Genomic DNA, 17,201 nt, shown 5'->3' on the forward strand with positions numbered 1-17,201 from the left:
ACAGATTCGGACAAAATCAAGTGCAATGTCGCAAAAAGTCTAAGTTTAGTTCACATCATCACCAAAACTTGTCACATTCTGAAAAGCAATATCGGCCTTATGCTCTTCCTGGTGACAAATGTCAACCAGAGAATCAAGAAACGGCTTCCAATTACGTGTCCATGTCCTGACATGTAGCTCGGGTATCCGCTTCAGTACAACTTTATATACTGTGGTAGACGGTATCGTGGAAAATCCATTTCCGCTACAACGTTCGCAGATTTTAAACACTGGCACACCACGCTCGCTTGTGGCTTTGCGGTCCAGTACCTCTCCCTTTCCACCACAACGACACCTGGCACTTATCACTCCCTTCCCTTTACATACATCGCAAACGACTGGTACAACTTCTGTTACCTCTGTCCATTTCTCCCAGTCTGACGGTCGAACAGCACGGGAGCGACTGGCCCAATATGGTGCTTTACCCCATGGGTATGAAACCTTACGAATGACCTGCTTACGGGGTGTTAGTCCGGTACCACTGCAACTATGGCATGTTACGCTGGTGGACGCCGATCGGGAATACTCAGCAAAAGCAAACTGCGCCAGCACCAGCATACACCAGCCAAATTCACCACCAGCTGCTTTACGCACATTCTTCGGTGCAATTTCCATCGCGTGACGCGCCAGCGCCTGGACTGCCATCTGCTCATCAGTCTTGCTGATACCTGCCTTCCCGAAGAAGGCCACCAGACCAAACCGCTCACGATTGCTGGTGGTACCAATAGCCGCCATAACATCGGTGCCTGTAAGACGTTCCGGAGAGGTTCCTTTCACATCATCGCCGATATACATTCCCTGAGGACTGAAGTATTTTAGGGATGCCTCAAGCTTCATTATTCACACTCCCCAACCAGATTAAGAATAACCGCCGCGCCATTGTCTTTCATATATTCGCCCTTTCCGCTTGCCAAAAACCAACGACACACCTCCACGGCTTCAGCCCGTGTCACCGGTTTGATGGTCATCAGCAATTTTTCAAGGTAGCGCTCGCGGTCATATACCGATTCGTGATGCTCAGAGTAACCAAACTCATCGCCCTGTTCTTTAGTTGCAGTGTGGCGAACACTGTAGAGCCAGTCCCAGTAAACAAACTCACGAACTACGTCTGACAATGTATGAGGCTCTGGCAGTACATCACGATAGCCATCAACATATGCACGACGCTGATCATCAATTTCATTCATACGGATGCCGTCAATTCTGCCCGCTTTCTTCTCGGCTGCAGTCCAGCCCCAGAGATGATCGTCGATAAATTTCTGGGAAGACTTGATCACTCGCTCGGCTTCCACATCTTCGAGTGCTGCTTCATAGCTACCAAACGTAGCCCTGACTGATGCTGCTTTTTTGATATTCTCCCGGGCGATACTGATTGCCTGTGCCGGGTTATCCATGCCGATGGTACCGAAAGCAATCTGGAAAGGATCGCCACCATTCGCCAGCAGATAACGCGAATAGCGTTCCTGGGCCTCTTTTGGGGAAATTTTAATTTTCACCAGCGCAGCCTCAGCAGCATCCAGATGTGCGGGTTCGTTCAGACGGATAACCTCCAGCACCCAAAGATAAGCATCAGTCTGCTTATGCCCGGTGATTCTCCGTTGCTCTGGCAGGGGCTTGATGTTTGCGAGGACGGAGCTGTACGCTGCCGTCGGGATGGTGAATAGTGCTTTATGTTCGTTGTTATCAGTACGCATTACGCAACCGCCTTTTTCTTATGGAAAACCAGCTCTCGAACCTGATCACCGTTCATGAGCATATTGTTGAAATCATCGTGATCCGGCCAGTACACGCTCACGCGCTGCAGGTCATTCTTTGCCATCAGATTGGCATGAGCACATTCGCAAGCCGCAGCCAGCCCGGTGGCGCTGTTCTCATCACGGTCGGCAAAAATAATCAGGTGCAGCACACCAGCTGGTACACGGAACTTTTTCATAAAGCCGCTGTTAATGGTTGCCCAGGTGTTCACGTTATAAATCTGGTGCGCTGACAGCGCTGTTTCGATGCCTTCGGCGATACCCAGAGTGCTAGCGACAGGAAACATGCGGATAGCTACAGAACGAGCGTGGTCCAAATAGTTATCTTCCTGCAGGGATTTGAGGCGCTTTGCACTGCTACCAATATCTGCTTTTTTATCACCATCAAGCAGAGTCTGGTGCAGATAGCACAACTCCCCTTTATCGTCCGTAGCAAGTGAATAAAGAGACTGAAACACACTCCCGTTGTGTCTCTGCCTGGCATTGAACCGGATCGCCTCAGCAGGAAGACTGAATATTCCACGAGAATTAAGATACGCTGCGCCGGATGTACCACGCAGTGCCTCCAGTTTTGAAAACTTGCTCAATACCCGTTTGCGTAAGCTGGTGGCGCTGCTGGTTGCCGGGATTTTAACCCGTTGGTAATCATTACCGATCAGGCGGTCTATTTCGGTACAAATCTCGTTAAATGGCTTCGCCTGTGTCAGGGTGACAAGTTTCATACCATCGCCACTACCACATACACAGATCCACGTTCCTGCACCGTCGCGGTCATCAATTCGGAACTTGCCACGTGCACCGCATACCGGGCATTCACCCTTGAAGTGATTTTTTCCTGTTATCGGCGGCAAGCCGAAGTGCTCTAATATTTCAGGCCAGCGGCCTTTCGCTGCAGCTGCTGTTTTCATCTTACTGACTCAAACTGTTTATATTTTTCTGGAGTTGTTGCTTTGCTTGCATGATGCGCCAAGCCTCAGTGCCTATTGGCATCTCGCTTCGCTCACCTCGTTCCTGAGACAGAGGAATCGTTGCCTGCAATTTTTCTATAGTTCTCTGCGTCCGCTGACGGCCTTTGGCAAACCGAATCAGCTTGTGTTTGATGTAGTTACTTACCTCTGGGCTTATTTCCATCGGGAAACTGCTCAACCCATCAGGCCATTCACCGAATTTCTCCCTGAAAGTGTGAGCACACCATCCATCACTGACTGGACGCCCCAGCGAAGCACGCTGGCGCTGATAAAATTTGATCTGACTCCACCAGGACTGTTTCTCTGCCTTCGTCGACTGATGCTGATTTTTACCCAGCTTATTAAGTTTGCGGCTAGTGTCAGTATCAACGTCTTCACCTCGCAGCGGCTTGTGTCCACATTTCGGGCAAACATAGACGCCAGCTGGCTTCATGTAGTGGCATTGAGGGCATTCATGTGGCAGTTTTTCGGCCCGTTCCTCAACTGCGCGGCGCGCACTTTCCTCCATACCGTCAGACTTGCCGGGAAGATCGTCGTACTCGATTGAATCCGGATAACCCAGACGGTGCACGGTGCCGCTATGATCGAAGATGAGGCAGGACTCTTTACCCGGTGCGGTGCGCAGCCCACGCCCGAGCGCCTGCAACCAGCGAATTTCGCTTTTTGTTGGCCTGGCGTAGATGATGCAACGAACGTCACTATCGAAGCCGGCCACCAGCACGCCCACACTAACGATGATTTTCGTTGCACCAGTTTCAAAGCGGTGAATGATGGTCTGGCGCTCATCTACCGGAGTGTCTGCGGTCATTACCTCAGCGTTAACACCTGCGAGGTTAAACTGGATTGTCAGGTAATTGGCGTGGGCTACGTTAACGCAGAAAGCGATGGTAGGTAGATCCCGACCATTCTCCAGCCAGTTCTGTACGATGTCGCCCACCAGCGTAGATCCGCACATGATTTCAGCCAGCTGCGTTTCGTTGTAATCCCGGCCGTACTCAAGCGAAGATGTGGTTTTAACACCTTTCAGATCCGGCTTAGTTGGCGCGTAAAATTCGTATTTACTCAGATCGCCACGCTGGATTAACTCGCCGATTGTGGTCGGCTTAATCAGTCGGTCATAGTATTTGCCCAGGAACGGGGAAAACGGAGTACCCGACAGGCCAATCACCTTTACGCCTTTGCCGCGCAGACGTTCGATATCCTTCAGGATGCGCTTTTTACGCAGGTGTGCTTCGTCGATAATCAGCAGATCAATATTTTCAGGAAAAACACGACGAATAAGCGTGTCGGCGCTGGCAATCTGAATTTTCCGGTCCGGATCGTAGTTCGGGTGATCCGCCCAGATATAACCGATTTCATCCCCCGGTAATCCATACTCCACGAACCGATTAGCCGTCTGGCCGATCAGGATGGTGTACGGTGCACAGAACAGGACGCGCATACCACGGCTGACAAACCCGGCAACGATGAAGGCAGCCAAACCCGTTTTACCACTACCGGTTGGCGAATACACCATGAAGGTGTCGTTTGCCTTCCAATCACGGCGCAACATGTTTAGCGCTCGTTCCTGTGCAAAATTCGGCGTGATCGTCAGCTCCATTGTGCTGCTCCCGTGCTGATGAGATAATAATTTCGTGATGTGGTTTTCATGGATTCCCCCTCACATGGCTGGTGGCCTCCCCAAAGGCTGCCAGCCCCCTTTCTGATTCAGCTCCTCTGAAAAATCACTCTTCCAAGAAGAACCCTTTTCGTTTCTCAAGGCCTGGGCGCTTTGTACTACCTTGCTGATACGAGCGTTTTTTTAAATTGCGCCCTTAAGACAGTGATCTACTTAACCAATGGATCTCTCCTGTTGGAAAAGACCCTATTCCTGCCCCTACACCCAATCCCCCCCTACCCCCCCTTTCCCTCTTCCCCATAAAAACGTACTACTTACCTAGTACATATGAGGAATTGGGTCAGTTGGTTGCCAACCTGAACAGGCACCTTTAAGCCTGCTTCTGTTCGGGTGCCTTTAAACCCGAAACAATGAGGAGCGCGATTGCGATCCAGCCAGGGGCGGCTGAGTTGTATACCCCTGTAAAGCCCTGCCCTGATTTCTCACAAACAAGCGGAGCCTTGTGTTTGCTTCGTGCCTTGCTCTGTTCTCCTTGCGGAATGAAACAGGCTCAGCGTCAAAAGTGATTTCGTATACCTCCGCATATTTCAGGGCGACCTTCCGTCTCAGTGACGGAGGCAGCCCCTGTAACTGCTGCTGAATCCACTCTTCGTCTGCCTGGCAGTACCTAGATGGCATCTCTGTCTGAACGTAATTCTGGGACATACAAGCCCTTCACCTCCCCCGTGCGCGCTAAGCTTGGATGTGGAAAAAGCTCTGGTAGGTCTGGACGAAATTCATACGCTTGGATCTTTCCGTCGACAGCTGCAACCAATAACGGCACAAATTCTGGTGAAATCTTGTTCTTGCAGTTCAACCAATCGCAGACTGTTGACTGGGCCTTTCCGCATCGCTTGGCTAAGGCTTGCTGACTTCCAAGAATCTCAATAGCTTTCTCTATGGCTTTATGTTTCATAATCGCATCTCCTATTGAGCGCATAATAGCAACAGGAAAAGCGATATTCAACGTTAAACCTAGAACATTTATCGGAAAGCCGATAAACTAGCCAAGATAGAGAGGGGAGGAAAATCGCAATGACATTTTCAGAACGACTTGATTTAGCTATGCGCAACGCAAAATTTACGCAAGGTAGGCTGGCCAAAGAAGTGGGTATGGCTCAGTCCAGTGTTAATCAACTACTTAACAAAGCCAACGGTTCCAGAAAAACAGTCGAAATAGCAAAAGTTTTGGGCGTTAACCCGGAATGGCTCGCATCGGGTGTTGGCCCAATGGAAATCGTGACCTCTGCAGACTCACACCAAATACGTAACATTTCTGAAGATTGGGTTACTGATTCGTATGTCGTGGATGTTTTAGACATCAGATATAGTTGCGGACCTGGTAGTTATAACTCTGATTTTCCTGACATTGTCAGATCTATAGCGATAGAACCAGGATACGCATCAAGAGTTTTTGGCGGCAGACCAGCATCAGCAATCAAAGCAATAAACGCCCACGGCGACAGTATGAAAGGCACAATAGACCCTGAAGACTTGGTATTTGTAGATGTATCAGTTCGCACATTTAATGGTGATGGTATATACGCCTTTACATACTCTGGAACATCGCACATCAAAAGACTTCAAAAAATCAAAGATACTCTAACGGTGATATCTGACAACCCAGCTTACAAGGATTGGGCTATCGAACCTGAAGACTTCGAACAACTTCACATTGACGGAAAAGTAATTGTCAGTTGGCCCATGACACTACACCGTTTTGCATAAGCAAAAATCATTTAACCCGCCCACTCTTAAGTGGGCTTTTTTTTTGGAAAAATCGATAAACCGATTGACAGGCAAAATCGGTAAACCTATTATCATGACATAGGTATCGAACTCACCAAAGCAATTATAGAGGATGAGAAAAATGTCATCGTATATGGGATTACCAACAAATCAGCACGATGCTCTTGAGAATATTCAGCTCTTAGTAGGGGCTGGTGCACTACTGTATAGCAGCAATAACCCTGAGTTAATTGAACTTGCCAGCTCCATCCTGTCTGTAACTCAAAAATATAGCCTCACCGCGTCACGTTTATGCAAACAAAATTTAGCTATTAATTCCCAGAATCGGATTCGCACCCAACGCGAAGCCTGCGGCTTAACAACCGCCGAACTCGCCAGGCTGCTCGATCTCGATGAAGAAATTATCTCCCAGTGGGAGAGCGGAGAGTACGAACCAACCATCAGCATGCTTATCCCTCTGGCTAATGTTCTTGGCTGTGATCCAATGTGGTTATTGACTGGTGCTTATAAACAAAATCAGGAGGAAGCATAAGATGAAAATGTTCAAAGGCCTCACCAACGAACCGGAAACAGCTTTTCATCACATTGCCGTACTGCTTGAAGCGGGGTTAATCATTTCGGCTTCCGGTGATGAAGAATGTGATGAACTTTCGGATGACATCTTTTTACTGGCACAGCAATACGCCAGAAGCGCATGCGATGCATTTAAGGAGCAAAGAACATGAAAACTCCATTAAATATTCTTGAGGAAGTGGCGGCACAAATAAAAGAGAATACATCAATGCTTGAATTTATATTTAAGAATTCGCCCGACTCAGGAGAGACAGACGATTATTTATGCTGCCTCATTCGCTCCATGAATAAGACCTGTGAAATGGCTTACGAGTATATAGAAACACTACGTAACGAATAAAGAATTCTCAAAAGAAAATCACACATAAAAGCATGACGGCCTCTGGTCGGGGGTTTTCACAACCAGAAAATAATGGTGATGCATGAAAAACAGAAGTGCTTATAAAACCGCATTATTAATGGCTAATGCAGGATACTGGTCAGTTGCAATACTGTTTCTCAGGAAAGCATACGGGAAATAACAAATGGCATATGAAATTATTGGTAAATATCGTCAGCGCATAGCCGCAACAGCATTACAGCGGATGCAACGTAAAACAGGAGGAAACCTTCTCATCGTAAATCTTCCTGACGGAGGGTTAACAACCATCGAAATTACGGAACACTTCATGACGCAACTATTATTACGATTTGAAGGTCTTACCCGTGTTGAATTTGGACGGACGGATGGTGAGATCGCAATACTTACCGCATACCGGAATGCCATCAATATTAATCAACACACTGAGTATCTAACTGAGTCTGGGAAGTTAATTGTAGACAATCTTTTAAAAGAGGTTGTTGATTACGAAAAAGAAAAATATACCAGTGGAGGAATTACTGATGTCTGATTTACCCCCTCTTATACACGAAAAAATACAGATAGTTATGACGATTGAAAATGGTCAGGTAATAAATACCCGTAAAGTTCACAATAACGAGATGATTGCTAGCATGGATACCTTCTTATGGACAGCAAAGAAAGCGGGATATCAGGTAATCGCTCCTGATTCGGAGGAAATCGGTGACATTAACAGCAATACGAATTCCTGAGCGTGTCAGACAACAGGCGTTACAGGTCCTGTTGCGATACCAACACCGACGGATATTTCCACACCGAATACACAGTACCGGATATCTCAGCCTGAAGCTAAACCGTAGCTGGCGGCTGTTATCGAAAGACGACGGTCGGAACTGGAAGGTAATGAGCCATGAAACGTATAACGGAGAATTAAAACGATGAGCACCAACAAAAACAACAACGTCAAGCAACTAGTTGCCCGCCTGAAAGAAATGCAGGAGCAGTCCGGTACGCCCATCCCTACATGGATGCTCGATGAAAATCGTTACGGCACAGGTACGCTGACAACTGAAGAGCAGCATGAATGGGCTGAAACCGTTTGTCACTCCATGCGCAGAACTGTCGCCCTGCTTTACCTGATTGAATGTGATAAACGTTGGGGCCTCCGTGACGGTGAGTATCAGTTTAAAACCGGTGAGTTTGTTTTTGGTTTAACGCGGGAGCTTATCGAGAACCTGCTTATTGAATACGTAGAAGGCGCACTGATCGAACAAAAACCACAGGAAAGATATATGGCTGTATTCCAGTTCTACTCCGCCAACAATCAGCGCCGGAAAGAAGACGGTCATTCGTGGTTCACCGGCTTTCTTGACGAGATATTTATGGATCTTGCTGTCCGGTTGCGTACCGGTGAAAAGCCGCCAGTAAAACTGGTTTTGCATTAAGGAGAAACGAAAATGGCAATGAAAACTCAATTAACACCAGTAGCGGCTCGTGATTTGCAAATCATTGAGTACCTCGGTCAACGCGTGGTGACGACTGAGCAACTGGCGGCGGGGTATGGTGCAGATGTAGAGAATATTCGCCGCAACTTCAACCGCAACAAGTCACGGTTCGCTGAAGGCAAGCACTATTTTCAGGTTACAGGCATTCAACTGGAGAATTTGCGCGGGACTTTTAGTCCTGCACAAATTTCGAACAAAACACGCGCACTGACACTGTGGACTGAACGCGGCGCTGCAAACCACGCCAAAATGCTGGAAACGGACCAGGCATGGAGCTATCACGAAGACCTTGTGGAGTTCTACTTCACTCATCGGGAAAACACCGATGTTCAGTGCCTGCCATCCCGCAAGGAACTCGCAATGATGGTCATCGAGGCCGAGGATCGCGCCGAAGCTATGGCTCTGGAAAATAAGACGCTTTCTGAAACCGTAGACAGCCTGGAAAAACATTTCTCTAAAGGAATGACCGTCCCCCAGTTCTGCCGCGCACTGAACGGTGTAAACACAAGCAAAATGATGAGTTGGCTGTCCGAACGTAACTGGGTATTTAACGAACAACGCGATCAAGAAAAACCCCCTCGCTGGCGCGCTGCTTCTTATGCCCGTGACAGATATCTGACCGAAGAGGCTACACAGATCACTCCGCACGGGAAATATCCGTTCACTAAATTCACTCCCGTGCTGCTGGAAAAAGGGTGTCACCGTTTATACCAGCTTTACATGAAAGGCGAACTGCCAATGAAGAAAAACTGGAACGGTGAATACCGACACGACAAAGCCATTTACGCGCCAGAGGCAGAACATGGATAACTCAGCCACATCAATAATGAACTATGACCCGAATCTGACGTTGTGCGGACGCATGGCAAAACAAACTGTTCGATTAACTTTCGGGCTATGGGAATACCGCGAAACATTCGAAGTTTCTGTCGGCGGCAATCTGACCGGACTGGATGTTATCAGTTGCGCCATTGAAAGCCTGTACGCAACGCTGCCTTATGAAGAAGTCGAGGATGAGCGCGATATCATAGCCACCATTAATATCGGCGGCATGGAATGCAAGGATGAAAACCTGAACGGAGAACTCTGGCTTGCCGGGATGCTTATCTCGGCAGAAATCATCAGTATTGAACCCGCTACAAACATACGACTCTGAAGTTCTCACAACTCAGGGAGCAGGAGAAAAAATGTTCGCTTTGATTAATCAGGGGCAACTGTATACCGATAGTGCTGGCTACCCGATAAAAATTATTCGCTGCATAAACAACACTGTGTTGTACAGAAGAATGGATGGGCGAACACAGTCGGTAAAAATAAACGATTTTAATGAACTGTTTGAACGAATCGATCACCAGGAATACCGACAAATTCTGGCAGAAACAGAGCAGGAAGCTCATCTGAAAAAATTACGGGCCATGAAAAGGAAGTAAAGAATGAATAAAGCGTTTGAGCTATGGGTACGCCAGCGTTACGGCAATCGCTATGACCTGACGCGAGATGTTGACGGTTTCTACTGTCGTGAAATTGTGAAACGAATGTTTGAAGTGTGGTGTCACTGTCGTGGACTGAATGTTATGTGAGGTAATGCATGGGCAATGTGATTCAACTGGCTCCCAATGAATGGGTTTGTGAAAGCGTTCTTATCGCAATTACCGGGCTCAAACCAGGCACAATTCTTCGGGCCCGGAAAGAATGCTGGATGGTTGGAAGAGAGTATATTCACGTATCACCAGACGGTAATCCAAAGCCTTCCAGCGAATGTATGTATAACAGAAAAGCAATAGATGCCTGGGTCGCTTCAATGAAAAACAAACAACCTGGGTGATTTAATGCCATGAAATATGTAAGCTCGTATCGCTCTTGGGCGTCTGGAGGTATCAATGGATAAAGTCAAATATCCAACAGGCGTCGAAAACCACGGCGGCACATTACGCATCTGGTTTAATTTTAAAGGTAAACGTGTCAGGGAAAATCTTGGTGTCCCTGACACTGCCAAGAACAGGAAGATCGCCGGGGAACTACGGACATCGGTATGTTTTGCCATCCGCACAGGAAGCTTTGATTATGCTGCACAGTTCCCTGACTCCCCTAACCTTCAGGCTTTTGGGGTAAGTAAAAAAGAAATTACGGTGAAAGAACTTGAAGAAAAATGGCTGGATCTGAAACGAATGGAAATCTCTGCAAATGCATTCAATCGCTATGAATCCGTTGCAAGAACGATGGTTCCGAAAATTGGAGGCAGCAGACTGGTGTCATCGGTAACCAAAGAGGAATTGCTGTATATCAGGAAAGAATTGCTGACCGGGTATCAGAATTCAACGAAAAACAAAGCAGCAGCAAGAGGACGGAGCGTCGTTACAGTAAATTATTACATGACGACAATCGCTGGAATGTTTCAGTTTGCTGCAGATCACGGTTACTTAGAAGCAAATCCCTTCCAGGGAATTAAGCCTCTTAAAAGAGCCAGGGCAGAGCCAGATCCGCTAACTCGTGACGAGTTTATTCGCCTGATAGATGCTTGCCGACATCAGCAGACGAAAAACCTGTGGTCATTGGCTGTGTACACAGGAATGCGTCACGGTGAACTGGTCTCCCTGGCCTGGGAAGATATCGATCTGAAAGCAGGAACTATTACTATCAGGCGCAATTATACGAAACTCGGTGAGTTCACTCTACCTAAAACTGAAGCAAGTACAAACAGGGTTGTGCATCTTATCCAGCCCGCTATCAGTGTCCTGAAAAATCAGGCTGAAATGACAAGACTGGGTAAGCAGCACCACATCAAGGTTCAACTACGTGAATATGGACGTTCAGTGAATCATGAATGTACTTTCGTATTTAACCCCCAGGTGGTTAGAAAAAGCAAACAGGTCGGTTTTATCTACAAGGTAGATTCTATTGGCGACTCATGGGAAACAGCCATTAAGCGTGCGGGCATCAGGCACCGGAAAGCATACCAGTCACGACACACTTATGCGTGCTGGTCATTATCTGCCGGAGCAAACCCAAGCTTCATTGCCAGCCAGATGGGTCATGCAAGTGCCCAGATGGTGTTCAATGTATACGGAGCATGGATGACTGACAGCAATGCAGAACAAATCGCAATGCTGAATCAGAAGCTGGCGGATTATGTCCCAATGATGTCCCATGGTCACCAAAGTGACACAATAGACTTATTAAAATCAGTGGGTTAGCCTTCAATACCCGTCATGTTAACTGCGTGGAGGGCAACACCACACTTTATGCTCTGCCAAAGCCGGAAGTTGTTCTGCGCTGGCGCGAGCAGACCACCGATGATTTTCGTTTTTGCTTTAAGTTTCCGGCGACTATTTCGCATCAGGCAGCATTACGGCATTGCGATGATTTAGTGACTGAATTTTTGACCCGCATGTCACCGTTAGCGCCGCGCATTGGACAATACTGGCTGCAACTGCCCGCCACGTTTGGTCCACGGGAGCTGCCAGCTCTTTGGCACTTTCTTGATTCTCTTCCTGACGAATTTACCTATGGTGTGGAAGTCCGCCATCCGCAGTTTTTCACCAAAGGCGAGGAAGAACAAACGCTTAATCGCGGTTTGCATCAGCGTGGCGTTAATCGGGTGATTTTAGACAGCCGTCCGGTTCATGCAGCACGTCCACATAGTGAAGCCATTCGCGACGCGCAGCGGAAAAAACCGAAAGTTCCGGTACATGCCGTGTTGACGGCGACGAATCCGCTGATCCGTTTTATCGGTAGCGATGATATGACACAAAACCAGGAATTATTTCAGGTCTGGTTACAAAAATTAGCGCAATGGCAACAGACCACCACGCCTTATCTTTTCCTGCATACACCAGATATCGCCCAGGCACCGGAACTGGTACATACTCTGTGGGAAGACTTGCGTAAAACACTCCCAGAGATCGGAGCAGTTCCGGCTATTCCACAGCAATCTTCTCTTTTCTGAAATTGCCACCTATCATAGACAAGTGCCATCGGCCATTTTAAAGGGAGTTTGTATGGTAAGCGCGCTGTATGCCGTTTTAGGTGCGTTGTTATTAATGAAGTTCTCTTTTGATGTTGTTCGCCTGCGAATGCAATATCGCGTTGCCTATGGCGACGGCGGTTTTAGCGAACTGCAAAGCGCCATTCGCATTCACGGTAACGCGGTGGAATATATTCCCATCGCGATTGTGTTGATGCTGTTTATGGAAATGAATGGCGCAGAAACCTGGATGGTGCATATTTGCGGCATCATTCTGCTTGCTGGTCGTCTGATGCATTATTACGGTTTTCATCACCGTCTGTTTCGCTGGCGACGTTCCGGCATGAGCGCCACCTGGTGTGCGCTGTTGCTGATGGTGCTGGCGAATCTTTGGTATATGCCCTGGGAGTTGGTTTTCTCCCTGCGTTAGCGCACAATACGCCACTTTCTTTTTCCCGGATTTTTACGTTATGTCTCACCGCGACACGCTATTTTCTGCCCCTATCGCCAGTCTGGGTGACTGGACCTTTGATGAACGGGTAGCCGAAGTCTTCCCGGATATGATCCAGCGTTCCGTTCCTGGCTATTCCAATATTATTTCAATGATTGGGATGCTGGCTGAACGCTTTGTACAACCAGGTACGCAGGTCTACGATTTGGGCTGTTCTTTGGGCGCCGCGACGCTCTCGGTGCGTCGCAACATTCATCATGATAATTGCAAAATTATTGCCATCGACAACTCTCCAGCGATGATCGAACGCTGCCGTCGCCATATCGATGCATACAAAGCGCCGACACCTGTAGACGTGATCGAGGGTGACATTCGCGATATCGCTATTGAAAACGCGTCAATGGTGGTACTGAATTTTACCCTGCAATTCCTGGAACCTTCTGAACGTCAGGCATTACTGGATAAAATTTATCAGGGGCTGAATCCTGGCGGCGCGCTGGTGCTTTCGGAAAAATTCAGTTTCGAAGATGCCAAAGTTGGTGAACTGCTGTTCAACATGCACCACGACTTTAAACGAGCCAACGGTTACAGCGAGCTGGAAATCAGCCAGAAGCGCAGCATGTTAGAAAACGTAATGTTGACTGATTCCGTTGAAACCCACAAAGCGCGTCTGCATCAAGCCGGGTTTGAACATAGCGAGCTATGGTTCCAGTGCTTTAACTTTGGTTCGCTGGTGGCATTAAAAGCAGAGGACGCTGCATGATCGACTTTGGTAACTTTTATTCTCTGATTGCCAAAAATCACCTTTCGCACTGGCTGGAAACACTGCCCGCGCAGATTGCCAACTGGCAGCGTGAACAGCAGCACGGTCTGTTTAAACAGTGGTCCAATGCGGTGGAATTTCTGCCTGAAATTAAACCGTATCGTCTTGATTTACTGCATAGCGTGACGGCAGAAAGCGAAGAGCCACTGAGTGCCGGGCAAATTAAACGCATCGAAACCCTGATGCGCAACCTGATGCCGTGGCGCAAAGGGCCTTTCTCGCTGTATGGCGTTAACATTGATACCGAATGGCGTTCCGACTGGAAGTGGGATCGTGTTCTGCCCCATCTCTCTGATTTGACCGGGCGCACGATCCTCGATGTCGGCTGCGGCAGCGGTTATCACATGTGGCGCATGATTGGCGCGGGCGCACATCTGGCGGTGGGTATCGACCCTACGCAACTGTTTCTGTGCCAGTTTGAAGCGGTGCGTAAACTACTGGGTAACGATCAGCGCGCACATTTGTTACCGTTAGGTATTGAACAACTTCCGGCACTGAAAGCCTTTGATACCGTCTTTTCGATGGGCGTGCTTTACCATCGCCGTTCGCCGCTGGAGCATCTCTGGCAGTTGAAAGATCAGCTGGTGAATGAAGGTGAACTGGTACTGGAAACGCTGGTTATTGATGGCGACGAAAACACCGTGCTGGTGCCGGGCGACCGTTACGCGCAAATGCGTAATGTCTACTTTATTCCTTCCGCGCTGGCGCTGAAAAACTGGCTGAAAAAGTGTGGTTTTGTTGATATCCGCATTGTGGACGTGAGTGTCACCACAACAGAAGAGCAGCGACGCACCGAATGGATGGTTACCGAGTCTCTGTCCGATTTCCTCGACCCGCATGATCCGAGTAAAACGGTAGAAGGATATCCTGCGCCTAAACGCGCGGTGCTGATTGCGCGTAAGCCGTAAAAATTTAGCGCCCATTTCCGGGCGCTATTTATTTCTTACGCCTGAATGGCTGGCTGATCAAACGCCGTTAACTTCGGCGCATTGCCCGTGTATTTTTCGATATACACCAGAGAGGTGTTACCGGCACAAGCATTCGCCAGCTGCGAGCTGGGGATATCCGCCGTTAACACGTTCGCACTGCCGTTTTTACATAAGCCATTTTCCAGATCTGGCCATGCACCTTCATGCACGCATACCACGCCTTTTTTGATCCCGTCAGTCACCACGGCTCCAGTCAGGATCTGACCGCGTTTGTTCCAGACGCGTACCAGATCGCCGTTCGCAATGCCAAAACGAGCAGCATCTTCGGTGTGAATGGTGATCGGCTCACGATCGGCAACCGCATATTTTTTACGCAGCTCCGCATAGTTAAGCTGACTGTGTAAACGGTGTGCCGGATGCGCGGTCAGAAGCTGCAACTGCTTCTCGTCGGCGGTGCCTTTCCACTCATCAGGTGCAAGCCAGGTTGGGTGCGCCGGGCAATCCTTATAAGCAAATTTTTCCAGCGTTTTGGAATAGATCTCAATTTTGCCGCTTGGCGTACCCAGCGCGTTTTTCACCGGATCGGCGCGGAAATCGCCATAGCGAACATATTGCTCGTTCTTCTCGCTGCGGCGCATTTCGAGCAGTTTATTTTGCAACCAGAAGATATTAAACACTGGCATGGTAACACGCTGCGCACGGGCGCTTTTCTGAGCGGCATCATAAAAGAATTTCAGCCACGCCATTTCATCTTTACCTTCGGTATAGATCTCTTTTCCGCCAGGTTTCAGTAATTCAGCAAGGTCGGCAAACACGTCAAAATCGTTACGTGCTTCAAACTGCGGCGCAACCACTTGCTTCATCGGTACGATGTGCTGGTTGCTGTAGTCGCCGGTCATCGTCAGGTCATTGCGCTCAAACGATGTGGTGATCGGTAATACGATATCCGCGTGTTTAGCTGCTGCCGTCCAGTAGCATTCAGAAACGACGATCAGCTCTGGTTTCTGCCAGGCTTTTATCAGACGATTGGTATCCTGGTGATGGGTGAAATTACCGCCGCCAGCCCACCAGATCATTTTGATATTTGGGTAAGTTTGTTCTTTACCATTGTGCTGATATTTGCCGCCAGGATTTTCCAGCGCATCGACAATACGGGCGACAGGGATCGCCGTCATTCCGCCATCATCAGCGGACTCACTGGCCTGTCCGGCAACCGCCGCAGACATTTCCGGCAGTACGCCGCCAACGCGTGTTGGGTTGCCACCGTTGGAGTAATGATAAGAGAAACCAAAGCCGCCGCCCGGCGTACCAATCTGTCCTAACATCGCCGCCAGGGTCACCAGCATCCAGTGTTTCTGTTCACCATATTGCTGGCGCTGAATTCCCCAACCTGCCATCAGCATCGTGCGATTCGCCGCCATCAGTTCGGCAAGTTTGACTATCTGCGCCTCCGGCACACCGGTAATTTCCGCCGCCCAGGCCGCGCTCTTCGGCGAATTGTCTTTCTTGCCGGTCAGATACTCTTCAAATTGCGGATAGCCGGTGGTGTATTTTTCAAGGAACGCTTTATCGTGTTTGCCTTGTGTCATCAGGGTGTGCGCAACCCCTAACATCAGCGCCACGTCTGTGCCCATATTCGGCGCGATCCAGGTGGCGTTATCGCCAAAGAACTCGATCGTTTCGGAGCGGATAGGATCAATGGCAATCACCGGTTTGCCGGATTTCTTCAGTTGATGGAAGTACTCCAGCCCCTGCTCATCGGTACTGCTCCAGGCAATTTTTAAGGTATTCAGCGGGTTCATCCCCCACAACACCACCACCTGGCTGTTTTCCAGAATTAGCGGCCAGGAGGTCTGCTGTTCATAAACCTCTACGGAACCGACAACGTGCGGCATGATCACCTGCGCAGCCCCGGTCGAGTAATCGCCGCTATGTCCTGAATAACCGCCCGCCAGATTCATATAACGTTGCAGTAAAGTTTGCGCTTTATGCAACACGCCAGAAGAACGCCAACCGTAAGATCCGGCAAAAATAGCAGATGGTCCATTGGCCTTGCGGATGCGCTCGTGTTGTTCATGAATCAGTTTTAATGCCTGTTCCCAGCTCACCTGAACGTAACTGTCGTCGCCGCGACCTTTCGCCGGTTGCAGTGGATTGTCGAGATAGCTTTTTCTCACCATCGGATGCTGAATACGCGCCGTGGTATGCACCTGATCCGCCGCCGTAGATTGCAAAGAGTTCGGGATGGTCTTCGCCAGCGCGCCTGTAGAAGAAACAATTTTACCGTCCTTCACTTCTACGTTCATCGCCCCCCAACGGCCTGCGGTAAGAATTTTACCGCCCTTCTCTTCTGCCCAGGCAGGTAACGGTACAGCCGATGTCACCACCAGCGCCCCTGCCGCAATACCGCTATGTTTAATAAACTCACGTCTTGTTAATGTCATAACTT

25 protein-coding genes are annotated in these 17,201 nt (G+C 48.8%); 18 read left to right on the forward strand and 7 right to left on the reverse strand.

Features of this window, described 5'->3' with window-relative positions; translation table 11 throughout:
* Positions 1-45: 45 nt before the first annotated feature.
* The 6 genes from WC5_RS03610 to WC5_RS0122715 form a co-directional block, all read right to left on the reverse strand.
* Entirely contained in the window at positions 46-876 is an 831-nt protein-coding gene (locus WC5_RS03610) for an antitermination protein (RefSeq protein ID WP_016231767.1), read from the reverse strand.
* Positions 876-1,733: a hypothetical protein gene (locus tag WC5_RS03605; RefSeq protein WP_016231768.1), complete on the reverse strand. Its 858-nt coding sequence runs from the start codon at positions 1,731-1,733 to the stop codon at positions 876-878. The genes WC5_RS03610 and WC5_RS03605 overlap by 1 nt, the downstream gene beginning before the upstream one ends.
* Complete coding sequence (locus WC5_RS03600) at positions 1,733-2,701, reverse strand: toprim domain-containing protein (protein ID WP_016231769.1); 969 nt, start codon at positions 2,699-2,701, stop codon at positions 1,733-1,735. The genes WC5_RS03605 and WC5_RS03600 overlap by 1 nt, the downstream gene beginning before the upstream one ends.
* A gap of 1 nt (position 2,702) precedes the next feature.
* Positions 2,703-4,361, reverse strand: coding sequence for a DEAD/DEAH box helicase (locus WC5_RS03595; protein WP_016231770.1), 1,659 nt, complete (start codon positions 4,359-4,361; stop codon positions 2,703-2,705).
* A gap of 414 nt (positions 4,362-4,775) precedes the next feature.
* Positions 4,776-5,084: a hypothetical protein gene (locus WC5_RS25935; RefSeq protein ID WP_024192239.1), complete on the reverse strand. Its 309-nt coding sequence runs from the start codon at positions 5,082-5,084 to the stop codon at positions 4,776-4,778.
* On the reverse strand, positions 5,047-5,334 hold the full coding sequence (locus WC5_RS0122715) for a transcriptional regulator (protein WP_000680719.1): 288 nt from the start codon (positions 5,332-5,334) through the stop codon (positions 5,047-5,049). Before WC5_RS0122715 ends, WC5_RS25935 begins: the two co-directional genes overlap by 38 nt.
* Before the next feature lie 119 nt (positions 5,335-5,453).
* On the opposite strand from WC5_RS0122715, the gene WC5_RS03590 reads away from it, so the two are divergent.
* From WC5_RS03590 to cmoB, 18 genes are all read left to right on the forward strand, one after another.
* Positions 5,454-6,146: a LexA family transcriptional regulator gene (locus tag WC5_RS03590; RefSeq protein WP_000144248.1), complete on the forward strand. Its 693-nt coding sequence runs from the start codon at positions 5,454-5,456 to the stop codon at positions 6,144-6,146.
* A 142-nt stretch (positions 6,147-6,288) separates the two neighbouring features.
* Positions 6,289-6,699 (forward strand): helix-turn-helix domain-containing protein, encoded by a 411-nt coding sequence (locus WC5_RS03585; protein ID WP_016231771.1) that lies wholly within the window; start codon positions 6,289-6,291, stop codon positions 6,697-6,699.
* 1 nt (position 6,700) lies between these two features.
* Positions 6,701-6,892: a hypothetical protein gene (locus tag WC5_RS03580; RefSeq protein WP_000781553.1), complete on the forward strand. Its 192-nt coding sequence runs from the start codon at positions 6,701-6,703 to the stop codon at positions 6,890-6,892.
* A complete protein-coding gene (locus tag WC5_RS03575; RefSeq protein ID WP_016231772.1) occupies positions 6,889-7,080 on the forward strand; it encodes a hypothetical protein in 192 nt (63 codons plus the stop codon). Before WC5_RS03580 ends, WC5_RS03575 begins: the two co-directional genes overlap by 4 nt.
* Before the next feature lie 184 nt (positions 7,081-7,264).
* Positions 7,265-7,630 (forward strand): hypothetical protein, encoded by a 366-nt coding sequence (locus tag WC5_RS03570; protein WP_016231773.1) that lies wholly within the window; start codon positions 7,265-7,267, stop codon positions 7,628-7,630.
* Entirely contained in the window at positions 7,623-7,832 is a 210-nt protein-coding gene (locus tag WC5_RS03565) for a hypothetical protein (protein WP_016231774.1), read from the forward strand. The genes WC5_RS03570 and WC5_RS03565 overlap by 8 nt, the downstream gene beginning before the upstream one ends.
* Positions 7,804-8,022, forward strand: coding sequence for a ParE family toxin-like protein (locus WC5_RS25940; RefSeq protein ID WP_286132443.1), 219 nt, complete (start codon positions 7,804-7,806; stop codon positions 8,020-8,022). The genes WC5_RS03565 and WC5_RS25940 overlap by 29 nt, the downstream gene beginning before the upstream one ends.
* A complete protein-coding gene (locus tag WC5_RS03560; RefSeq protein WP_016231775.1) occupies positions 8,019-8,525 on the forward strand; it encodes a hypothetical protein in 507 nt (168 codons plus the stop codon). The genes WC5_RS25940 and WC5_RS03560 overlap by 4 nt, the downstream gene beginning before the upstream one ends.
* Before the next feature lie 12 nt (positions 8,526-8,537).
* Positions 8,538-9,395 carry an ORF6N domain-containing protein gene (locus tag WC5_RS03555; RefSeq protein WP_016231776.1) on the forward strand — a complete coding sequence of 286 codons (858 nt, stop codon included), beginning with the start codon at positions 8,538-8,540 and terminating at the stop codon, positions 9,393-9,395.
* Positions 9,388-9,741, forward strand: a complete 354-nt coding sequence (locus WC5_RS03550) for a DUF5406 family protein (protein WP_016231777.1) — start codon at positions 9,388-9,390, stop codon at positions 9,739-9,741. Before WC5_RS03555 ends, WC5_RS03550 begins: the two co-directional genes overlap by 8 nt.
* A gap of 31 nt (positions 9,742-9,772) precedes the next feature.
* A complete protein-coding gene (locus WC5_RS03545) occupies positions 9,773-10,015 on the forward strand; it encodes a DUF4222 domain-containing protein (RefSeq protein ID WP_016231778.1) in 243 nt (80 codons plus the stop codon).
* 3 nt (positions 10,016-10,018) lie between these two features.
* Positions 10,019-10,165 carry a hypothetical protein gene (locus WC5_RS03540; RefSeq protein ID WP_016231779.1) on the forward strand — a complete coding sequence of 49 codons (147 nt, stop codon included), beginning with the start codon at positions 10,019-10,021 and terminating at the stop codon, positions 10,163-10,165.
* 8 nt (positions 10,166-10,173) lie between these two features.
* The gene (locus WC5_RS03535; protein ID WP_000528717.1) at positions 10,174-10,410 is read left to right on the forward strand and encodes an excisionase family protein; all 237 of its coding nucleotides are present in this window, start codon (positions 10,174-10,176) and stop codon (positions 10,408-10,410) included.
* Between the two features lie 55 nt (positions 10,411-10,465).
* Entirely contained in the window at positions 10,466-11,779 is a 1,314-nt protein-coding gene (locus WC5_RS03530; RefSeq protein WP_016231780.1) for a tyrosine-type recombinase/integrase, read from the forward strand.
* The gene (locus tag WC5_RS03525) at positions 11,761-12,531 is read left to right on the forward strand and encodes a DUF72 domain-containing protein (protein ID WP_050569764.1); all 771 of its coding nucleotides are present in this window, start codon (positions 11,761-11,763) and stop codon (positions 12,529-12,531) included. The genes WC5_RS03530 and WC5_RS03525 overlap by 19 nt, the downstream gene beginning before the upstream one ends.
* Positions 12,532-12,583: 52 nt before the next feature.
* Positions 12,584-12,979: an MAPEG family protein gene (locus tag WC5_RS03520; RefSeq protein ID WP_002462319.1), complete on the forward strand. Its 396-nt coding sequence runs from the start codon at positions 12,584-12,586 to the stop codon at positions 12,977-12,979.
* A gap of 40 nt (positions 12,980-13,019) precedes the next feature.
* Entirely contained in the window at positions 13,020-13,763 is a 744-nt protein-coding gene (gene cmoA, locus WC5_RS03515) for a carboxy-S-adenosyl-L-methionine synthase CmoA (RefSeq protein WP_000019621.1), read from the forward strand.
* Complete coding sequence (gene cmoB / locus WC5_RS03510) at positions 13,760-14,731, forward strand: tRNA 5-methoxyuridine(34)/uridine 5-oxyacetic acid(34) synthase CmoB (protein ID WP_000564734.1); 972 nt, start codon at positions 13,760-13,762, stop codon at positions 14,729-14,731. Before cmoA ends, cmoB begins: the two co-directional genes overlap by 4 nt.
* Before the next feature lie 35 nt (positions 14,732-14,766).
* Here the strand turns inward: cmoB and torZ are convergent, their stop codons facing one another.
* Positions 14,767-17,196, reverse strand: a complete 2,430-nt coding sequence (gene torZ, locus WC5_RS03505; protein ID WP_000176862.1) for a trimethylamine N-oxide reductase TorZ — start codon at positions 17,194-17,196, stop codon at positions 14,767-14,769.
* Positions 17,197-17,201: the final 5 nt, after the last annotated feature.

Source organism: Escherichia sp. KTE114 (genome assembly GCF_000407765.1).
Classification (GTDB): Bacteria; Pseudomonadota; Gammaproteobacteria; order Enterobacterales; family Enterobacteriaceae; genus Escherichia; species Escherichia ruysiae.